This window comes from Limosilactobacillus urinaemulieris, assembly GCF_932750685.1.
In the GTDB taxonomy this organism is placed as follows: Bacteria; Bacillota; Bacilli; order Lactobacillales; family Lactobacillaceae; genus Limosilactobacillus; species Limosilactobacillus urinaemulieris.
In genome coordinates, this window is the sequence record NZ_CAKOBX010000007.1 from 34,743 (window position 1) to 55,379 (window position 20,637).

Annotated in this window: 15 protein-coding genes, 1 tRNA gene and 1 pseudogene; 12 read left to right on the top strand and 5 right to left on the bottom strand. The window is 42.3% G+C overall.

The features are described 5' to 3' along the window. Nucleotides 1–31: 31 nt before the first annotated feature. The 3 genes from MR181_RS05965 (at nt 32) to MR181_RS05975 (ending at nt 2,745) form a co-directional block, all read left to right on the top strand. Nucleotides 32–104: transfer RNA gene (locus tag MR181_RS05965), tRNA-Thr, on the top strand. 360 nt (nt 105–464) lie between these two features. Next, complete coding sequence (locus tag MR181_RS05970) at nt 465–1,613, top strand: trans-sulfuration enzyme family protein (RefSeq protein ID WP_242336062.1); 1,149 nt, start codon at nt 465–467, stop codon at nt 1,611–1,613. Between the two features lie 13 nt (nt 1,614–1,626). Beyond that, complete coding sequence (locus tag MR181_RS05975) at nt 1,627–2,745, top strand: trans-sulfuration enzyme family protein (protein ID WP_242336065.1); 1,119 nt, start codon at nt 1,627–1,629, stop codon at nt 2,743–2,745. Between the two features lie 482 nt (nt 2,746–3,227). Here the strand turns inward: MR181_RS05975 and MR181_RS05980 are convergent, their stop codons facing one another. After that, a complete protein-coding gene (locus MR181_RS05980) occupies nt 3,228–4,580 on the bottom strand; it encodes a ClC family H(+)/Cl(-) exchange transporter (RefSeq protein ID WP_242336068.1) in 1,353 nt (450 codons plus the stop codon). A gap of 136 nt (nt 4,581–4,716) precedes the next feature. On the opposite strand from MR181_RS05980, the gene MR181_RS05985 reads away from it, so the two are divergent. The 4 genes from MR181_RS05985 to ndk all read left to right on the top strand — a co-directional run bounded on the left by MR181_RS05985 (nt 4,717) and on the right by ndk (nt 10,392). Beyond that, complete coding sequence (locus MR181_RS05985) at nt 4,717–5,880, top strand: cation:proton antiporter (RefSeq protein ID WP_242336069.1); 1,164 nt, start codon at nt 4,717–4,719, stop codon at nt 5,878–5,880. A 77-nt stretch (nt 5,881–5,957) separates the two neighbouring features. Further along, entirely contained in the window at nt 5,958–7,502 is a 1,545-nt protein-coding gene (locus tag MR181_RS05990; RefSeq protein WP_242336072.1) for a gluconokinase, read from the top strand. 42 nt (nt 7,503–7,544) lie between these two features. Continuing rightward, entirely contained in the window at nt 7,545–9,857 is a 2,313-nt protein-coding gene (gene helD, locus MR181_RS05995; protein WP_369807474.1) for an RNA polymerase recycling motor HelD, read from the top strand. Between the two features lie 94 nt (nt 9,858–9,951). Continuing rightward, nucleotides 9,952–10,392, top strand: coding sequence for a nucleoside-diphosphate kinase (gene ndk / locus MR181_RS06000; protein WP_102168259.1), 441 nt, complete (start codon nt 9,952–9,954; stop codon nt 10,390–10,392). Between the two features lie 252 nt (nt 10,393–10,644). On the opposite strand, the gene MR181_RS06005 is transcribed toward ndk, so the two are convergent. Then, entirely contained in the window at nt 10,645–11,472 is an 828-nt protein-coding gene (locus MR181_RS06005; RefSeq protein WP_242336075.1) for an AraC family transcriptional regulator, read from the bottom strand. 292 nt (nt 11,473–11,764) lie between these two features. Between MR181_RS06005 and MR181_RS06010 the strand changes: the two genes are divergently transcribed. Continuing rightward, nucleotides 11,765–13,990, top strand: coding sequence for an alpha-galactosidase (locus MR181_RS06010; protein ID WP_242336078.1), 2,226 nt, complete (start codon nt 11,765–11,767; stop codon nt 13,988–13,990). Between the two features lie 71 nt (nt 13,991–14,061). Here the strand turns inward: MR181_RS06010 and MR181_RS06015 are convergent, their stop codons facing one another. After that, nucleotides 14,062–14,712: a Crp/Fnr family transcriptional regulator gene (locus tag MR181_RS06015; RefSeq protein ID WP_242336081.1), complete on the bottom strand. Its 651-nt coding sequence runs from the start codon at nt 14,710–14,712 to the stop codon at nt 14,062–14,064. Between the two features lie 125 nt (nt 14,713–14,837). On the opposite strand from MR181_RS06015, the gene MR181_RS06020 reads away from it, so the two are divergent. The 3 genes and pseudogenes from MR181_RS06020 to MR181_RS06030 all read left to right on the top strand — a co-directional run. Beyond that, nucleotides 14,838–16,178, top strand: coding sequence for an FAD-dependent oxidoreductase (locus MR181_RS06020; RefSeq protein ID WP_242336084.1), 1,341 nt, complete (start codon nt 14,838–14,840; stop codon nt 16,176–16,178). A gap of 296 nt (nt 16,179–16,474) precedes the next feature. Beyond that, on the top strand, nt 16,475–17,512 hold the full coding sequence (gene ptcA / locus MR181_RS06025; RefSeq protein ID WP_242336087.1) for a putrescine carbamoyltransferase: 1,038 nt from the start codon (nt 16,475–16,477) through the stop codon (nt 17,510–17,512). 41 nt (nt 17,513–17,553) lie between these two features. Beyond that, nucleotides 17,554–17,787, top strand: a pseudogene (locus MR181_RS06030) (amino acid permease); the annotation flags it as partial. 56 nt (nt 17,788–17,843) lie between these two features. On the opposite strand, the gene MR181_RS06035 reads toward MR181_RS06030, so the two are convergent. After that, on the bottom strand, nt 17,844–18,191 hold the full coding sequence (locus MR181_RS06035) for an agmatine deiminase family protein (RefSeq protein WP_242336090.1): 348 nt from the start codon (nt 18,189–18,191) through the stop codon (nt 17,844–17,846). A gap of 15 nt (nt 18,192–18,206) precedes the next feature. Then, nucleotides 18,207–19,115, bottom strand: coding sequence for a DNA-methyltransferase (locus tag MR181_RS06040; RefSeq protein WP_206683813.1), 909 nt, complete (start codon nt 19,113–19,115; stop codon nt 18,207–18,209). Nucleotides 19,116–19,461: 346 nt separating this feature from the next. Here MR181_RS06040 and trpS point away from each other — a divergent pair, with 346 nt between their 5' ends. After that, the gene (gene trpS, locus MR181_RS06045; RefSeq protein ID WP_242336093.1) at nt 19,462–20,487 is read left to right on the top strand and encodes a tryptophan--tRNA ligase; all 1,026 of its coding nucleotides are present in this window, start codon (nt 19,462–19,464) and stop codon (nt 20,485–20,487) included. The last annotated feature ends 150 nt before the right edge of the window (nt 20,488–20,637 follow it).

A 20,637-nucleotide genomic window follows, 5' to 3' on the forward strand; every position in this document is an offset into this window, starting at 1 on the left:
AGTTATCAACAATTTCGGTTATACTTTAATCGCCGTCTTAGCTCAGATAGGTAGAGCACATCCATGGTAAGGGTGACGCGGCGGTTCAACTCCGCCAGACGGCTTAATAATTTACCTCTTGACAACCTAACACTTGCCCTTTATACTAACCATAATTTAATTTTTCTAATGATTTTATAATAATACGTTGATGAGAAGAGTAGGAATAGGCACTCTCAGCAAGTGACCGCTGATGGTGAAAAGGCGGGAGAGTAATTATTCTGAAGATGAGCTCGGAGTAATTGGAAGTCGGTCAGTGATGGCTAGCTTTCCGGAAGGATCTGTTACCATCCCTGGCATTCTAATTGAGTGCTGTTGAGGCTGATTAATTCAGTGAATTTGGGTGGTACCACGTTGTTGACGTCCCTAGGTAGTTTAAATACTACTTAGGGGCGTTTTTTGGTTATAACGAAAGGAAGAGAGCAATGACGAGATTTGATACTAAACTGGTTCATACACCAGTACAACATGATAATAATACTGGAGCGGTTACCACTCCTATTTATAAAGCGACTACTTTTGAATATCCCAAAATTGGTGCACCGGTAAAGGATGATTATTCACGTTCCGGCAATCCGACCCGGCGTGCTTTGGAAGAACAATTAGCGGCGCTTGAAGAGGGAACTGCCGGCTTCGCTTTTTCGTCAGGAATGGCCGCAATTCATGCCGCATTAGCTATATTTGAACGGGGCGACCACATAATTGTTGGTAAGCAAATTTATGGCGGAACTTTTCGTCTGCTTTACCAGTTCTTTAATCGTTGGGGATTAGAGATAACGGCAGTTGATACACGGAACTTGGCAGAGGTTAAGCAGGCAATTCAACCTAATACCAAAGCAATTTATTTTGAACCGGTGACCAATCCGCTATTACAAGTGACAGCGGTGCGGAAAGTTGCAGAGTTAGCTCGACAACATCATTTATTAACGATCGTTGATAACACATTCTTAAGTCCATACTTACTACGGCCGTTAACTCTGGGAGCTGACATTGTGATCCATAGTGCAACAAAGTATCTATCGGGACATTCTGATGTTTCGGCTGGTGCAGTGATTGTTAAGAATCGTGAATTAGCCGAGCGGGTTTACTTTATTCAAAACGCTCTTGGTAGTATTTTGTCACCTGAGGATAGTAATGAATTAGCAAGGGGGATTAAAACCCTAAGTTTACGATTGGATCGACAAATTGCCAATGTTAAGGAACTGATCAACTATTTGCGAGGATTAAGCGCGGTTGAAAAGATCTATTATCCTGGTATCGAGGGGCAATCAGGATACCAGGAGCTTCACCAAGAAGCTAAGGGAGCGGGTGGTGTGTTCTCGTTTGAATTAACAGAAAAGGTAGATCCGGTTAAGTTTGTCAATAATCTTCACTTATTCAAACTGGCTGTTAGTTTAGGAGCCGTGGAAAGCCTGGTTGAATTACCAAGCAAAATGAGCCATGCAGAATTAAGCGCAGAGGAGCAGTTAGCCGCTGGAATCAAGCCTGGATTAATTCGGCTGTCAGTTGGAATTGAAGACGTTCATGATCAAATCGCTGATATCCAGCAAGCAATCGCAAAGTCAAGAAAGTAGAGGACTAACAATTATGGGTAAATATTCAGTTGAAACCATTGCTGCTCAGGCAGGAAATCACGTTGATCCTAATAAGGCGGTTGCTTTACCGTTATATTTCTCTTCAAATTACCGCCATGATTCGCTTGAAGAAGCAAAAAAATTTGACCCTAATAAGGGATATACATATTCCCGAATAGCAACTCCTAACCGAAGAGCACTTGAACAAACAATGGCGAACCTTGAAGCCGGTCAGCGAGGATTTGCTCTAAGCTCTGGAATGGCCGCAATTCAGTTAGCGTTAAGTATCCTAAAAACCGGCGATCATTTGATTTCCCTTGATGATTTGTATGGTGGTGATTTTCGGTATTTTCGTTACCTCCATTCGCATGTCGGAATCAACTTTGATCAGTGGAATGGTAAAAGACTTGTGGATCTGCTAGCTAAAATTACTCCGCAAACTAAAGTAATTTGGCTAGAAACACCTTCAAATCCAACAATGAAAGAATTAGATATTGCCAAAATTGCTACTGCAGTTCATAAAAAGAACTCCCAAATTCTAGTAATTGTGGATAATACTTTCTATACACCAGTCTATCAACGACCGCTTGAGCTTGGGGCGGATGTTGTCGTTCATTCCGCAACAAAATATTTATCGGGACACAATGATTTGCTTGGAGGCATCTTAGTTTGTAAGGACCAGGAACTTGCTGAACAATATTTTGAATACTACATTACGACTGGTGATACATTGGACTCGTTTGACTCATGGTTGCTATTACGAAGCTTGAAGACATTAGATGTTCGGGTAAGGCAACACACTAAGAATGCTCAAGAAGTGGTTAAATATCTCAAACGGAATCCGAGAGTTGAGAAGGTATTATATCCCGGGAAGGGTGGAATGATTAGTTTTTACCTTAAAGCTGAAGACGATGTCGCTAGGCTTTTAGATAATGTTAAACTGATTACCTTTGCGGAAAGTCTTGGGGGAATTGAAAGCCTGATTACAATTCCGTATTATCAAACTCATGCTGATGTGGAGCTTGCTCAACGGCAACGATTAGGGATCACACCGCGTTTATTGCGATTATCTGTTGGTTTAGAAAATCCTCAAGACTTGATTAACGATATCAAGCAAGCATTAGGAGAATAAAAAAACAGGCTCAGACGTGAAATTAGTCTTAGTCTGTTTGGTATCATTTTACAGGCCTTCTTTACCTGCTCACACTCTGGTTTAAAAACGTGTTCGCCAGGGTCTTGCTAGAGCTAGCAACCTCCTTCCTAGACGCAAGCCGCCTTCGTCAGGAGAAATTGCTAGCTTTCCGCAAGCCCTTTACTGGCTCGCACTCTGATTTAAACGTGTTCGCAGGGACCGCAACTTCCGCCTAGCTATCCCGGACTTGATTGCAAGTCAATCATCGTCTGGGATTTTCTAGTGCTCAGTTGCTAATTCGTCCCTGCTCACACTCTTTTAAACGTGTTCGCCCTAACCTTCCTCGAGCTAATTTCTAGGCAACTAAGTCGAGATCTGCTCGCCAGGGCCTTGCTAGAGCTAACAACCTCCCTCCCAGATGCTTTCAGCATCCAGTCGGGAGAAATTGTTAGCTTTCCGCAAGTCCTCTGCTGGCTCGCACTCTACTTTGCTAGCATTTCCATTCTTAATGCTTCATAAATGGAGTTCTTTGCACCGAGGGTCATGCTGGTAAAGTAAGCAATAAAGGTGAGGATAGTCATTGGGAGAATCTGGTTAACTGAACCGACCATTTCAGTGACGAGCAGGATCGCAGAAATGGGGGTTCCTTCAGTGGCACCAAAATAAGCAGCCATTCCCATTGCAATCAAGTTTAGATAACAGCTTGCTGGGATAATGTTGAAGTGAATCAAGATAATTCCGGCGATTGCGCCAAGAAGACTACCAAGAACGAAGATTGGCATAAAGATACCACCAGGAACAGTAGCACCAGCGGCAATCATTGTTCCCGTATACCGCAGGACGAAAAAGAGGATGAGCATCCCCAAAACTAGTAGCCAGTTAGCCTTTAATGACATTTGTGTAATATATATAATAAAATTATGGCTTCCACCAAGAATATGGCAATTCCATAGCCCAACAGGGATCACAAGAAGTAAGGGAAGTATGCTGTGGTAATAATTAGGAAGAATGGTAAACTTGCGGTACCACCAACCGAGATTAAGTATTCCGTATTGAAAAAGGTAGCCACCAGCGCCAATAACAATACCAACTAGGATTAGCCATGGGTATGACGAGAGTGGTAAGCGCATTGAAATTGGCATAGCCAGACATGGCTTTGTTCCAAAAAAGAAGATTGTCATTAGATCAGCGGAAATAGCAGCGGCTAGTGCGCCCGCAATTACCTTAAAATTAAAATGACGAGTGACCTCTTCAAGCAGGAAAACAGTTCCGGCGATGGGGGCACTAAAGGCAGCTGATAATCCAGCAGCGATCCCGCATTTAATTAACAGATCGTGCTCTTCAGTATTCTGATAGTGGTATACATCTTCCGCAAATCCTTGTCCAATACAGGCGCCAATTTGGATACAAGGGCCTTCCCGACCAAGAAAGAGCCCCGGGCAGATGGTTAAGAGACCACTGACAAATTTCCGCCAGAGGACGCTCCACCAATTCATTTGATGCTTACCAATTAGAATTGCTTCAATCTGGGGAACACCAGAACCAACAATATCGAACAGTTCAGGACGAATTACCTTTGCGATGAGCCAAACAACAATTAATGTTCCCAAAATATATGGAATAATCATCAGTGGATGGCTACCTAAATAAGGATACACAATTGTTAAAAGGATTAGCGTTTGATCAATAATCCAACGAAAGGTACCAACAACCAGTCCCGTAATAACCCCTACTAAAATTCCGGGGATTACGAATTGTAAAAACTTGGCAGTAAAAGGCTTTCGTAAAATGTCTTTTGCACGCAGGACAGTTCCTGTGTCAGTCGATGAATTCATTTCCTCACTTCCAATCTACACACCCCAATTATATTCTTTTCGGGATCCTTTCACAATCCTAAAGAAACGGTATCATAAGGTCTAATATGGTATAATATGGTTTTAATTAAGTATGAGCGGGGACGGAGGTCTTTTAATGGAATTTATTGCAACGCTGGCGGGATTATTGCTGGCAACTCAATTAGTAGCGCACCTTTGTCGCCGGGTCGAAATCCCGGAAGTTATTGGTCAAATTCTGGTTGGAATTATTGCGGGACCAGCACTACTAAACTGGGTCCACCTCAATTCAATGATGAATGAGTTTCAAGAAATTGGGGTAATTATTTTAATGTTCATTGCCGGCTTGGAAAGTGACCTTTCGTTACTGAAAAAATACCTTAAACCGGCAGTGGTTGTAGCAATTGTTGGTGTTGTAGTTCCAATTGCAATTATGGCTCCTGCGAGTTACTTTTTCGGGTTCACAACCCTTGAATCAATTTTTATCGGGGTTATCTTTTCCGCAACTTCAGTGAGTATCTCAGTTGCGGTCCTTCGGGAATTCAAGCGGTTGGATAGTCGTGAGGGGGCAACGATTTTAGGTGCCGCTGTGGCTGATGATATTATTGGCGTGATCCTTTTAAGTATTATGATTAGTGTGGTTAACCAAGCTGAAGGGAAAACTGGGGGTCAGCCGTTATGGGCAGTCTTGCTCCTCCAGGTCCTGTTCTTTGGTGGAACCTATTTGGTTGTTAAATGGCTTGCTCCATACATGATGCACCTTAGCGAACGGCTGTTAACGGTGGCGTCACCTTCCGTTATGGCAATGATTATTTGTTTAGGAATGGCAGCAATTGCCGATTATGTCGGTTTAAGTGGGGCGGTTGGCTCTTTCTTTGCCGGGATCGCTGTTGCTAATACTCACCGGAAAGAAACGATTAACCGAAGCTTTATTCCAATTGGCTATGCAATGTTTATTCCGTTATTCTTTGTGAGTGTCGGTTTAAACATGCGAATCGACCGACTAGATGAGTCATTTGTTTTTGTGATTGTGATGACGATTCTTGCCTGCCTGACTAAGCTAGTCGGGTGTGGTGCCGGAGCTTATCTTTCGGGATTCAACTTTAACAGTTCATATGTTGTTGGTAGCGGAATGATTGCCCGGGGTGAGATGGCGCTAATCACTGCGCAAATCGGCTATCAGGCGCATCTTTTGTCATCAATGTATTATTCTGATGTAATTACGGTAATTATTGTGGCAACCGTTTTAGCACCATTTATCCTGAAACACGCTTTAGTGAAAGCAAATGAAGTTACTGAATAAAATATTTTATGAATAAAGGAGGTCGGTGAGAAGTAAAATTTGCCGACCTCCTTTGAATGCTGAGAGGGATGAAAATAATGAAGTATCTGATTGGGGTTGACGTTGGCACAACCACGACGAAAGCAGTGTTGTATGATGAAAATGCAACGATCATTGGCCATTTTATTAAGAATTATCCCATTTACCGTGACCCCCAGGGAATGGCGGAGCAGGATCCAGAAGAAATCCTTCAAGCCGTTGAAACGGTGGTCCGGGCGGCAACTCATCGAGCGGATTTAAAAACGGGACAACTACTTGGCGTTGCTTTTTCAACGGCTAATCAAAGCTTGCTGTTGCTTGACGAGCATTATCATCCTTTGACCAGAATTATTACCTGGGCTGATACCCGGGCCCGTCAAGATGCCTTGAAATTGAAAGAGACACCAGAAGGAAAGCAGCTTTATCAGACGACGGGAACGCCAATCCACCCGATGACGCCCTTAGCTAAGTTAATCTGGATTAGACGTGAACAACCGGAGCGGTTTCGCCAAATGCAGCATGTGGCAGATATTAAATCGTACATCTTTTGGCGCTTATTTAGGAAGTTCAAGGTTGATCTTTCTGTCGCAAGTTGTACGGGGTTGTTGGATATTCATACCGGAAAATGGGACCAAACTGCTCTAAAATTGGCGGGAATTAGTGAGAAGCAATTACCAATTATCACTGAGCCAACTTCGCGAGAGACGGTGATGGTGGAAAGCGAACGCCAGAAAATGGATGTCCCACGCAGCACGCCGTTTATATATGGTGCTTTTGATGGCGCCCTTTCTAACATTGGCGTTGGCGCAATTAAGTCTAATCAAGTTGCCATTACGATTGGAACATCAGCCGCTGTCCGGGTAATTACAGATCGACCAGTGATTGATCCACAAGGGCGATTATTTTGCTACATGATGGACAAAAAGCACTGGATTGTTGGTGGTCCGTTAAATAATGGTGGAGATGTTTTTCAATGGGCGGTGCACCACTTAATTGATCAAGGGGCTTTAGAGAATGAACAAGTCGATCGTTATACACTAGCTAACCGGATAATTGAGGGAACCCCGACCGGAAGCCACGGTCTGTTATTCCATCCTTATTTAGGGGGTGAACGGGCACCAATTTGGGACGCAAATGCTCGGGGCGATTTCTTTGGCCTGACTGCACTACATACCCGTGCTGACATGCTTCGGGCAGTTCTTGAGGGGGTTAGCTTTAATATTGCGAGTGTCTTTGAGACGGTGACTAAGCTAGTGGGGAAACCGCAATCAGTTACGGCTACAGGTGGCTTTGCTCGGTCGAAGGTTTGGCGCCAAATGCTGGCAGATATTTTAGATTGCCAGGTTAATGTCCCAATTTCTTTTGAATCAGGATGTCTTGGGGCAACTATTTTGGTAATGCAAAGTACTGGTCTTGCCAGTAGTTATGATGTTGTAACCAATTACCTCGATGAGAAAACAAAATATGATCCACAACCACAAGCAGTTGCGGTTTATAAGCAACTCTTCCCCGTATTTCGTCAGGTTGAAAAACTATTGGCTCCGGCTTACCCGACAATCGCTAATCTCCAGAGTGAACTTGTTTCGCTTCATGGGGACGATTAAATAGTGCTACAATAGTTAAACTGATTTAGAGGAGGCTTTTGTGTGAACGAAGAACATGAACGACACATGGAGCAGCAACGGGTCGACTTAGTAATGAAGCAGATCGACAAGCAAATAGCTGAAACTAAGAAGGCGCTCGCTGATGCTCACAAAGAAACTCGAGCAGTTGAAAAGAATTACAGTGAAAATGCCTCAATTAACCGGTATGAAATTGACGATATTGCAGAATCACGCGCAATGATTGAACAGCAGCGGCAGTTGGTATCACGTGCGGCCGAAAGTGAAACGATTCTTCGCCGACAGTTAAAGACATTGCAAAATCTTAAGCGGACACCATATTTCGGGAGGATTGATATTCAAGATCCCGGTAAGAATAAGCCGGAAACATTATATATCGGAACGGCCTCGCTAATGAACGATGATAAAACTGCTTTTCTCATTTATGATTGGCGAGCACCAATTTCGGGTGTTTACTACAACGGAACGTTAGGTGAGGTGCGGTATGAAACACCGAATGGAATTCGAGAAACGGTCTTAATTAAGAAACGCCAATTTACCATTAAGGATGGGCAGATCGTTAACATGTTTGATACCAATGAAACGGTGGGGGATGAATTGCTCCAGGCTGCTCTTGGTGAGCAAAATGATCAATACATGCATAATATTGTTGCAACGATCCAGCAGGAACAAAATGATATTATTCGCGATACCCATAGTGATCTTTTGCTAGTACAAGGGGTTGCCGGCTCAGGGAAAACTTCAGCGGTTTTACAACGGATTGCCTACCTTCTTTACCATAGTCGGACCGCATTGAATGCCGATCAGATTGTTCTCTTTAGTCCTAATCGCCTCTTTAGCCACTACATTTCCCAAGTTTTACCGAGCCTTGGGGAACGAAACATGCGTCAAGTGACGATGTCAGGGTTCATTCGGCGACGGTTTGAGGGCTTACAAGTAGAAAATATTTTTGAGAGGTATGAAAAGCGTCAACGGGCATCGAAGCAGGATCGACGAATTGCTAACTTCTTAGAAAGTCAAACAGCAATGAATGATATTCATCGATATGCAAGCCATCTAATGGATGAGCAGCTTCAATTTAGTAATATTACTTTTGAAGGACGGGTCTTTTTCACAGCTGAGCATATTCAAGAACTCTATCAAGAACAGCCAAATGCAATGAAGGCCGCTAATCGAATGGTACAGTTAAAGAATAAATTAATCCGGGAACTTCAGCGACGAGTAAAAGAAGAAGCAAAAAAGGACTGGGTAGCTAAGGAACTTGATAGCCTTGATACTCAGCAGCTTCATAATTTATACGGGAAAAAGACGATTGACGATTTTCAGGATGAAGATGAGCAATACGCTTACCTTGCATATCGCTGGGCAAAGCGACGGTTAAGAATTGTCGCTGACGCAATTTATAATGATTATTTTATTGATGTTTATATCCAGTATGCAAATTGGCTTCGACAGTTATCACTGCCTAAAGAGATTCATCGGGAAGAATGGCAACGGATGATTGCTAATTATAGCAATGAATTAGAAATGCACCGGTTGGAAATGATGCATGCGGCCCCGCTGATGTACTTGCGGGATCTATTGATGGGGACTGGACAGAATCACTCATTTAAGTATGTCTTTGTAGATGAGATGCAGGACTATTCAGTGGCCATGATGATCTATCTTCGGCATGCTTTTCCCGGAGCAAAGTTTACCGTCCTTGGTGATAGCGAACAGGCATTGTTTAAGCCGCTAGAGCTACCAGAGCAATTATTGAAACGCCTAAGTAAGACGCTGGTTGCCAAACATCCTAATCTAATTTCGTTACGACGAAGCTACAGATCGACAAAGGAGATTACGGACTTTGCTAAAGCATTGCTGCCGGATGGCGATCGGATAATGTCATTTACTCGTCATGGACAACGACCAGCGCTTCTGGTTCGTTCTTCAGTTAATGCTGTTGAACAGGCACTACAAGACAATGTTGAAAAGTATTATGAACAATATGGAACAGTTGCGGTCCTTACGAAGAATCAGGAGCAAGCCCAGCAAGCCTACCGTCAGTTACGTCGTCAATTTTCCAATGTTCATTTGCTGGATATGAACGATACAGAACTGCCGAGCGGGATCTTAGTTCTTCCCGTTTATCTGGCTAAGGGACTTGAATTTGATTCAGTGATTGTCTACGATGTTTCGCAAGCAAACCTTAAAGGTACCGATGAAATTGGAATGCTCTATACAATGGCTACTCGAGCGATGCATGATTTGACGATGATTAGTAATGGACAAGTAAGTACTGCGATTAATGAAAAAGCCAGTCGTCAGCTAACGATTGAACATGAATTAATTAGGTAAAAAAGTAGTAAAATAATTGAAAAAGCGCTTTCATTATAAATTGACTTATGTTAGTCTAGGTATGTTAGATTGATATGTGAGGAGATGTTTCGCCATGGTAAAAGACGAATACACATTAGTTTTAGTAAAACCCGATGGTGTTAAGACCCGCCATATTGGGGAAATTATTACCCGAATTGAACGAAAGGGCTACAAGATTGAAGCCTTAAAGATGATTCAACCAACTGAAGAATTACTTCGCCAACACTATGCTGATAAGGTTGATAAGCCATTCTTCCCTGAATTGCTTGAATACATGACAGAAGGGCCAATCGTGGGAATTGTTGTTTCTGGAACCAATGTTATCAAGGCAATTCACAATATGGCTGGTGCTACAAACCCAGTTGAAGCTGAATGGGGAACTATTCGTGGTGACTACGGTCGTGAATGGCCAGATGGTAACCTCCGGAATATTGTTCACACTTCCGATGAACCTTCCTCTGCTACTAAAGAAATCAAAATCTGGTTCCCAGAATTTGAATTTACGCAGGGCTAGAGTGCGAGCCAGCAAAGAACTTGCGGAAAGCTAACAATTTCTCCCGACTAGATGCTGAAAGCATCTGGGAGGGAGGTTGTTAGCTCTAGCAAGTTCCTGGCGAGCAGATCTAGACTCTGCTGCATTAGAACATGCACGCTTTGACTCGGTTGCCTAAACCATTAGCTAATCTGATAATTTCACAAAAATCTTCATAAATAAAAATGGACTGGAATTCCCAGTCCATTTTTATTTATGAAGATTTTTGTGAAATTATAGTCCTAATCGATACAAACTTGGGCTGAAACCACTATACCGCTTGAAGGCCTTAGAGAAGGTAAATTCATCTTTATAGCCAACACGATGAGCAATAGTTTGAATTGATTCATTCGTGTTTTTTAATTGTTGCTTGGCATCCTCCATTCGCAGACGAAGGAGGAATTTTTGCGGTGAAACGTTCATTTGAGTTTTGAAGAGGGTGTATAAGTAACTTCGTGAAATGTTGAGGTGGTGACAGAGGTCTTCAATATTACATGTAGAGTTCTGGTAGTGTTCTCTTAAATAGTAATTAGCAAGTTGAAGCTGCTGTTGTGCTTTGGTACTGGTCTGAGGAGCCTTATTGGGATATTCGGTTACAAGGTAGTAGAACATTTGGTAGGTGAGAGCTTCCACTAAAATATCATTAGCAAGTGAACTTGACTTTTTTAAAGTTGAAAGCAAATGACGGAGAGTGGTATAAAAGTGGCTCCCTTGAACTTGGCGTAAATAGCGCTTTTTATTCAGCTCAGACCCAGCAAGCATCGTTTTGATTTTAGTTCCAGAAATACCGATCCAAAAATACTTCCAAGGGTCTTGCCCATCTGCTTGATAGAAGCAAGGGATTCCTTTCGGTAGAATAAATAGATCACCCTTTTTTAAGGTTACCGCAGGCCGGTTAGCGGATGAAAAAGTTCCTTTACCATCCTGGATATAGTGGATGACGTAATTATCACGGACATTATTTCCCCGAAAAAAGTAATTGGGAGGACAGTTATATTGACCGATAAACAGAATGTTACTTTCAAAACTTTTTCCAGTTAAACTTTTATAATGATCGTCCATTGAAATTCTCCTTTTGCCAGAACATGGTTATTTGTCAACCAAAATTTGGTGAATATTAATTATAATAATACGATTTAGCACAATAACATGTCAATTTGTTCTTGGTTGTGGAAGCCATTATTTGCGATAGAAATGCCATGGCATAATTGACAAAATTTCAATACAATAGAATTAAATCACTGTAAGCGAATACAAATAGAGTGATCTTTAATAAACCAATTAGAGATTTAGATAAAATAAGGTTATAATTTCATTGTAAAGGCTTACAAAAAATCTAAAGGAGTTATCGCTAATGAGTATCCACGTTAATGAAGAGCACAAGTTATTCCATTTGCAAACGGCAAAGACAAGTTATATCTTCAAAATTCTGGAAAATGGGAATGCGGGACAACTATATTACGGTCCCCGGATTCCTGTAAAAAAGAATTATCCTAACCTTGCCAGTCGTGAAGAACACGATTGCACAAACACGTTAACTGTTGACCAGGGCGACTTTCAGTTGGAACTCATTAAACAGGAGTATGCCGGCCTTGGAAAAGGAGATTACCGTTATCCTGCTTACCAAATTACCTACCCAAATGGTTCGCGAACTTCAGAATTCGAATATACCGGTTACGAAGTTGCGGACGGTAAGGAACGACTTAAGAACATGCCATCAGCATTTGATGACCAGGGTGATGATTCGCAAACTCTGACAGTAACCTTCAAGGATGTGTTAGCTAATCTTGTTCTGCAACTTCATTACACCGTCTTTGAAAAAGAAGATGTCATCGTTCGGAGTGCAACCTTCATTAATCGTGGCCAAGAAGCGGTAACCCTTGATCGGGCGCTCAGTCTCCAATTAGATTTGCCAGATCATGATTATGACATGCTTCAATTCTCAGGAAGCTGGGCTCGTGAACGTCACTTAATCCGGACACCGCTCCGTTCTGGAATTCAAAGTATTGGTAGCTTACGGGTTGCTTCAAGCCACCAACAAAACCCATTCTTTGCTTTAGCCCGACCACATACTGATAACCATCAAGGAGCAGCCTTTGGGTTTAACTTTATTTATTCTGGCAACTTCATTGACTCGGTTGAGGTTGACCAATTTGACACCACTCGGGTACTAGTAGGAATTAATCCAGATGACTTTGGCTGGAAGTTAGCAAATGGGGAGAGCTTCCAAACCCCAGAAGCCGTGATGACATATACCGATAACGGGCTTAACCAAATGAGTCAGCAGTTAGGTGCCTTTTATCAAGATCACCTGATTAACCAGCATTTTGCCCACCAAGATCGGCCAATTCTGATTAACAATTGGGAAGCAACTTTCATGGACTTTAATGAAGCTAAGCTAATGAAGATTGTTGATCAAGCAGATAAGTTAGGGATCGAAATGTTTGTCCTTGATGATGGTTGGTTTGGTCACCGTGATGATGATAAGTCTAGTCTGGGTGACTGGTTTGTTGACCAAAAGAAGTTCAGCAATGGAATTAGCGGCTTTGCTGATCGAGTTCACGACAAGGGAATGAAATTTGGCCTCTGGTTTGAACCAGAAATGGTTTCGATTGATAGTAAGCTTTATGAAAAGCACCCTGATTGGATGATTGCAACTCCCGGACGTCAAGGGACTCCTGCCCGAAACCAGTTTGTCCTTGATATGACACGGCAAGAGGTTGTTAACTACTTATTCGAGCATATGAGTGCAATTATTAAACAAACGAAGCTCGACTACATTAAGTGGGACATGAACCGAAATATCACTGAAATGTACGGTGCAAAGTTACCTGCTGACCAACAGCCTGAATTCCCTCACCGGTACATTCTTGGGGTTTATCAATTGTATGCTCGGTTAACTGAGGCCTTTCCAAAGGTCCTCTTTGAATCATGTGCTTCTGGTGGTGGTCGGTTCGACCTTGGGATGATGTACTACGCTCCACAAGCTTGGTGCAGTGACGATACTGATGCTGTTGAACGGATCAAGATTCAAGATGGCACTTCATACGGGTATACCCAGAATATGTGGGGCGCCCATGTTTCAGCTGTGCCAAACGATCAAGTCGGTCGGTTAACATCGCTTGATACTCGGGCAGCAGTTGCTTACTTTGGTGACTTTGGTTACGAATTAGACATTACCAAGATGTCTGCAGATGAGCTAGCCACAATTAAGAAGCAGGTAGCTTTCTACAAGCAGTATCGGCACCTCTTCCAATTTGGAACATTCTATCGGCTTGATAACCCAGACACTGTAAGTGATAACGTTTATGACTGGCAAGTAGTAAGTGGGGATCAGAGCGAGGCAATTCTTGCCCGGTTCCAAATCCTTAATGGTGCTAATCCAGCTTACATTCGGGTATACTTTGCTGGCCTAGATCCAGAAGCTGCTTACACTGTTAATGACGGTCAGGAGCGCTTCTCTGGAGCTGAACTAATGAATGCTGGTTACTTTGTTCCACGGATTATGGACCGCACGAAGCCTGAAAAGGATCCATCAGACTTTAGCAGTCGGTTGTTCATCGCGAAGAAAGTTAAATAGGATTAACATAGTTAAAATTTAAAGATGACCCCTTTGAGTGGCAATTAACGTCACCCAAAGGGGTCATCTTTTTAATTATTCAGCGTTATTTGCTGGCCGTTAACGATAATTTTTCCAGCCGATTGGAGTGAGTTTAGTTGTCGACTTAATGTCTCTGGGGTTAATCCGAGAAAATTAGCTAAGTCCTTTTTTTTGAATGGGAGGGTAAATGAGACACTTCCTGCTCGGGTTCCTTCTTCCTTAAGGTAATCAAGAACCCGATCCTGAGCGTTCATTGAGTTTCGCCGAATGGTATTCTTCTCCGCCATTATTAAGCGCTGACCAAAATCATTTAAAAGCGTCAAGGAAAGATCTGGCGTTTCATTTAACATCTTTTGGAAATCTTGTCGGTTCATGGAACACACCAGACAATCTTCTGTAGCTTGGATGAAGTTTTCGTGATCTTTTTGGCTAAATAAATTTTCTTGTCCAGTAGAATCACCCTTTGCCAAAACACCGAGAACTGTTTCTTTGCCATCTTCGCTTAGTGAATAAATTTTGGCATGTCCCGAATCAATCACGATCATTCCATCCTGACCATCTAATGGTTGACGGATTAGACTTCCTTTTGGAAAAAAGTCCTGGTGGGAGGTGATAGTTACTAACTTCTTTTTAAGGTGAAGTGGTAAATTTTTGAAAATTGAGGCCTTACTTAGGCAGGCAACCTCAGAGTGTTTAGACAAATTAACCATCCTTTCTTGATTTAAATCAATTTAATTATACATACTTCTGCATATAATCAAAGCAACAAGTTTTGGTACTTGTTTAAATATTTAAGTTAATTATTGAACAAAGCGAGGCTATCAAAATGAAGGTTATTATTGTTGGTTGTACCCATGCCGGAACGATTACTGCTACCCAAATTTTAAAGGATCATCCAGAGACTGATGTGACTATCTATGAACGGAACGACAATGTTTCATTCTTGTCATGTGGGATCGCAGTTTACCTAAGTGGGGATGTTGGTGATCCAGACGCAATGTTCTACTCCAGTCCTGAGCAATTAAGCCAATTAGGTGCTGAAGTTCACATGCAACATAATGTTACCAGTATCGATCCCGAAACAAAGACGGTTAAGGTAACTGATTTAGTAACTGGTGAAGAAAAAGTCGACCACTACGATAAGTTAGTTGATACTACCGGTTCATGGCCAGTTATTCCGCCAATTGAGGGGGTTAACGGCGAACATGTATACTTATGCAAGAATTACCATCATGCCAAGAAACTATTTAGTGCTGCTAAGGATGCCCAACGCGTAGTTGTTATCGGTGGTGGTTATATTGGTGTTGAATTGGTTGAAGCTTATACTCGTCAAAACAAGGACGTGACACTGATTGATGGGGCACCACGGATGCTTCACAAGTACTTCGATCAGGAATATACCGACCGAATTGAACAGCAATTTAAGGAGCATGGAGCAACCCTAGCTTTTAATCAACGGGTAACTGCCTTTGAAGAACATGAGGATGGGGTAACCGTGAAAACGGATCAGGGAAGCTTTGATGCCGATATTGCGATTCTGTGTGTTGGCTTCCGACCAAACACTGATCTTCTCAAGGGCAAAGTTAAGATGCATGATAATGGAGCGATCGTAACTAACGAGTACATGCAATCATCCGATCCCGATATTTATGCTGCTGGAGATTCTACCAGTGTTCACTACAACCCAACCGGGAAGGACGCCTACATTCCGTTGGCTACTAATGCAATCCGTCAGGGAACCATGGTTGGTGTTAACATCTTTGGCAACAAGATGCGTGACATGGGAACCCAGTCTAGCTCTGGCTTGAACCTCTATGGGACGACAATGGTTTCTTCAGGTTTAACGTTAGAAAACGCTAAGGAAGCAGGAATTGATGCGGACTCAGTAACGATTGAAGATAATTACCGTCCGGAATTTATGCCAACGACTGAAAAAGTTTTGATGACCCTTGTTTGGGATAAGAAGACTCGGCAAATCATTGGTGGTCAATTGATGAGTAAGTATGATGTTGCTCAGTCAGCTGGTGTCTTATCATTATGCATTCAAGATAAGCACACCATTGATTACTTAGCTTTTGTTGACATGCTCTTCCAACCAAACTTCGATCGGCCATTTAATTATTTAAACATTTTAGCTCAAGCTGCTGTCGCTAAGGCAAATAAGTAAGAACGAGACTGGAAACTAGCACTTGTGCTTTGCTGACAACGCGAAGCAAGCCGTGATTAGACTGAAACTATTAATAATAATTAGAGTCCAGGAGAAAGCATTTTGCTTTTCCCTGGACTCTTTCTTTTGTTGGTTGTGAACTTATAAACTAGCGAAACATGTTTCACCAAATGAAACGTGTTTAATGATGACAAATGCTGTTGCATCAACACTGATAACGGTTCCAAAATAATAGTTCATCGTTTAACATATTAACCGTAAAGAGGAAATCAATAAAAATTAAGGAGCTGTTAACTATGTCAAAGCGCGATTATATTGATACTTATACATACAGTAAAGAAGAACTTCAATTTATGGTGGACTTGGGATTAAAGATTAAGGCCGCAATTAAGGATGGTTACTATCCACCGCTATTGAAGAATAAGTCATTGGGGATGATTTTCGAACAAACTTCAACCCGGACACGAAATTCAGCTGAAGCAGCAATGACTGAACTAGGGGGTCATGCATTATACCTTGCACCTGGTCAAATTCAACTTGGTGAAGGTGGTCATGAATCACTAGATGATACGGGACATGTCCTTGGTCGACTACTTGACATTATTGGTGCACGGGTTAACCGTCATTCAGAAATTATGGATCTAGGTAAGTACTCTAAAGTCCCAGTTGTTAACTTTATGAGTGATCAAAGTCACCCAACGCAGGCCCTTGGTGATTTAACCACCATTGAAGAACACCTGCCAGCTGGTAAGAAATTAGAGGATTGCAAGATTGTCTTTGTTGGCGATGCCACTCAAGTTTGTGTTTCAACAATGTACTTTGCGGTTCAAATGGGAATGCACTTTGCCCAATATGGTCCAAAGGGTAATCAGGTACCGGAAACGGATCTTAAACGAGCTCAGAAAATAGCTGAAGAGAGCGGTGCCACGATCGATATTACAGACGACGAACGGATTTTAGAGGGAGCCGACTTTATTTACACCGATGTTTGGTACGGCCTCTATGATAAAGAACTTCAAAAGGATGAATATATGAAGATTTTCTATCCGAAGTACCAAGTTAATGACGAAATGTTGGCCAAGACTAATAATCCAAGTGTTAAGTTTATGCACTGTCTTCCAGCTAGTCGGGGTGAAGAAGTTACTGATTCTGTTCTTGACGGTGAACACTCAATTGTTTGGGATCAAGCAGAAAATCGTAAGACGGCTATGCGGGCGATCTTTACTTACCTGCTAAATCCAAACATGAAAGTTGCCACAAAGGCATTGGCTGACAAGTATCAGGGTGAATTAGACGAAATGTTGGCTCATGAGCCATATCAAGCTGATAAATAGTCCGCGGTTCAAGAAGCTTAGAAGAAAGCTAGGTGGTACAAATGGATACTAAACCAAAAAAGAAATTCCGTTTGTTTGATGCCGTCTTGATGTCCGTAGTTGTTATTATGACGGTCGAGTCAGTTGCCCCTGCAGCCGCCATTGGTCCATCACAATTTTTTTGGTGGATTTTCTTACTAATATTCTTCTTTCTTCCGTATGGTTTAGTTTCTTCAGAATTAGGAACTGCCTATGCCGGTGAAGGAGGCATCTATGACTGGGTTAAACAAGCATTTCCAGCTAACTGATCATCAAAATCCCAGGAGAAGTAAAGCCCATCAACTAGGCCACCTCAGGCATTAAAACTAAAATTAACGGCACGAATATCATGTCCACGGTTAATGTAGATTGGTAGAACATCTTTCGCCCAGGCATCGTTATTACTCATCTCAACAACACGAGCAATTCCAGCTAATTTTTCTTTAGCATTTAAATATTGATCCTCATTTACGAGCATTGTTACTGGTTGAAACTGACTAATAATTTTAGCGAGCTCAGTGAATGCTTTTTGTGCTGGCTTGCCACCATTGCGCCAGTTATCTTGCCTTTCCGGCCAAATCATAAAGGATGCCCGTTGACGTTCAAACTCAGCGGTAATTCGGTAATGATCAAGTCGGGGAGTCGAATTGTTAATTATCATTTTACTGATCCTTCTTTATTTTGAATTATCTTTTTCCTTCAGGTATTTTTTTTGGAGAGATAAACTATTTCGTGGCCAGAATACACCATCAGCATACCCTTGAATATGGGAATTATTATTAGCCTTGTTAAGCCGATATTGTCCCCATGCACAGTAGAGGAGGCTTTGCTCAATGCCGATAAAATGGCGTCCCAGTTTTTTAGCTGTAACTAAACTTGAACCAGCACCCGCAAAGGGATCAAAGATTAGGTCGTCAGGATTAGAACTAGCAAGGATAACTTTGGCCATTAATTTTTCTGGCTTTTGGGTTGGGTGGTCGGTATTCTCAGGCATTGACCAATAAGGAATTGAAATGTCATCCCAAAGGTTACTGGGCATGGTATCACGAAAATTACCGGCTTTAGTTGCCTGCCAGTCTTTAGCGTGACCATCTTCCTTATATGGCGCTACCACTGGTCGTCGCTGTTTAACCTGATCAACGTTAAATACATAGTCATGGGGATTGACCGTTAAGAACCAGATGTCTTCAGAACTGTTCTTCCAGTTGGTTAGCGCGCCCCGGCCCTTTTCGCGTTGCCAAGTAATTCGATTTTTGACCGTAAAGTGTTGTTCCAATACTGGGGCGAGGACGATACTGGTTTCCCAGTCCGCAAAAACGTAGACACTAGCGTTAGGCTTTAATAGCGGCTTTAGTTTATTGATCCAGTTCTCAGTGTAACGTTGGTATTCAGCTGGCTTCATTTGCTTAAACGTCATGCCATCGTACTTTTTATTGAGGTTATACGGGGGATCGACAAGCGCAAGATCGATTGAATGACTTGGCAGTTGCTCCATTACTTGAAATGAATCGCCGTTGATCACCTTATCGGTAACCTGCTCAAGAGAAGAAGGCTTTTCCTTTTTGACTTGGATGATTTTGGCCATCACATCTGCTGGTGCCTCCGCTAAGCTAAAGTCAATCGTTTTATTGCGCTTTGATTTCACGACTCTCACTCCCGTACTAATGTTAAATCATAGTTCCATTATACAAGATCCCGTGACCTAATCTTGATTTTTCCTGGGAGAATAGCTTAAAATAGTCGGTAAATAAGTAGTGTGAGTAACAGCGAGGGATGGTTGATGAAAAGATCCCCAAAGCACGAACTGGTTACAATTAAAAATGATATTAAAGTGGCAGTGGTTCGCTGCAATTTAGGTGGTACCGCGCAGTTGATGCGTCCTATTAGTTTGAATAGCTAGTAGGGCGTTTTTAATTTAAGGAGGAAATACAATGGCTGAAGAAAAAAAGCACACAATCTTAACGGGTGACCGACCAACCGGGAAGCTTCATATTGGTCACTATGTTGGTTCGTTAAAGAACCGGGTCCGTTTACAAAATACTGGTGATTACAATACTTTTATCATGATCGCTGATCAGCAGGCATTGACTGATAATGCCCGTGATCCAGAAAAAATCCGGAAGAGTCTTCATGAAGTGGCGTTAGACTACTTGGCAGTTGGCATTGACCCTAAAAAGGCAACAATTTTTGTTCAATCACAAATTCCTGCTTTAAGTGAATTAACGATGCACTACCTTAACTTAGTAACGATTGCCCGTCTTCACCGTAATCCAACGGTTAAGACCGAAATTCAACAGAAAAAATTTGGCGAAAGTGTTCCAGCTGGCTTCTTTATTTATCCGGTAAGTCAAGCGGCAGACATTACTGCCTTTAAGGCGGATACGGTTCCGGTTGGGGATGATCAAGAACCAATGCTTGAACAGACGCGGGAAATCGTTCGGTCATTTAACCGGATTTACAATGAAGACATTCTGGTTGAACCACAAGGAGTCTTTCCGCCAAAGGGTGAAGGGCGGATTCCAGGACTTGACGGTAATGCAAAGATGAGTAAGTCACTTGGTAACGCGATCTACCTTTCAGATGATGCCGATACGGTTCAGAAGAAGGTAATGTCCATGTATACCGACCCAACACACATTAAGGTGAGCGATCCGGGTCATGTTGAAGGAAACACTGTCTTTACCTACCTTGATATTTTTGATCCGGATAAGGAAAAGGTCGCTGAATTAAAGGAACAGTACCAAGCTGGTGGTCTTGGTGACGTTAAGATCAAGCGTTACTTAAACGATGTTCTTGAAACCGAACTTGAACCAATCCGAAAGCGTCGTGAAGAATACGCAAAGAATCTTGATTACGTCGACCAAATCCTCCAAGAAGGTTCTGCCCACGCCAATGAAGTCGCTAACCAAACTCTCAAACAAGTCCGCGACGCAATTGGGATTAATTATTTTGATTAGAGTGTGAGCCGTGACGAATTAGCAACTGAGCACTAGAAAATCCCGGACGATGATTGTTTACAATCAAGGACGGGATAGCTAGGCGGAAGTTGCGGTCACGGCGAACCGATCTTGACTATGTTGCATTAGAAACGATTTCTCCTGACGAAG

What these genes read in the sequence shown, in the direction of transcription:
- ndk (WP_102168259.1), top strand. Translation starts at nt 9,952, where the DNA reads ATGGTAAAAGACGAATACACATTAGTTTTAGTAAAACCCGATGGTGTT.
- MR181_RS05985 (WP_242336069.1), top strand. Translation starts at nt 4,717, where the DNA reads ATGGAATTTATTGCAACGCTGGCGGGATTATTGCTGGCAACTCAATTA.
- MR181_RS06010 (WP_242336078.1), top strand. Translation starts at nt 11,765, where the DNA reads ATGAGTATCCACGTTAATGAAGAGCACAAGTTATTCCATTTGCAAACG.
- MR181_RS06035 (WP_242336090.1), bottom strand. Translation starts at nt 18,191, where the DNA reads ATGATAATTAACAATTCGACTCCCCGACTTGATCATTACCGAATTACC.
- trpS (WP_242336093.1), top strand. Translation starts at nt 19,462, where the DNA reads ATGGCTGAAGAAAAAAAGCACACAATCTTAACGGGTGACCGACCAACC.
- MR181_RS05990 (WP_242336072.1), top strand. Translation starts at nt 5,958, where the DNA reads ATGAAGTATCTGATTGGGGTTGACGTTGGCACAACCACGACGAAAGCA.
- MR181_RS06020 (WP_242336084.1), top strand. Translation starts at nt 14,838, where the DNA reads ATGAAGGTTATTATTGTTGGTTGTACCCATGCCGGAACGATTACTGCT.
- MR181_RS06005 (WP_242336075.1), bottom strand. Translation starts at nt 11,472, where the DNA reads ATGGACGATCATTATAAAAGTTTAACTGGAAAAAGTTTTGAAAGTAAC.
- ptcA (WP_242336087.1), top strand. Translation starts at nt 16,475, where the DNA reads ATGTCAAAGCGCGATTATATTGATACTTATACATACAGTAAAGAAGAA.
- MR181_RS05970 (WP_242336062.1), top strand. Translation starts at nt 465, where the DNA reads ATGACGAGATTTGATACTAAACTGGTTCATACACCAGTACAACATGAT.
- MR181_RS06040 (WP_206683813.1), bottom strand. Translation starts at nt 19,115, where the DNA reads ATGGCCAAAATCATCCAAGTCAAAAAGGAAAAGCCTTCTTCTCTTGAG.
- MR181_RS05975 (WP_242336065.1), top strand. Translation starts at nt 1,627, where the DNA reads ATGGGTAAATATTCAGTTGAAACCATTGCTGCTCAGGCAGGAAATCAC.
- MR181_RS05980 (WP_242336068.1), bottom strand. Translation starts at nt 4,580, where the DNA reads ATGAATTCATCGACTGACACAGGAACTGTCCTGCGTGCAAAAGACATT.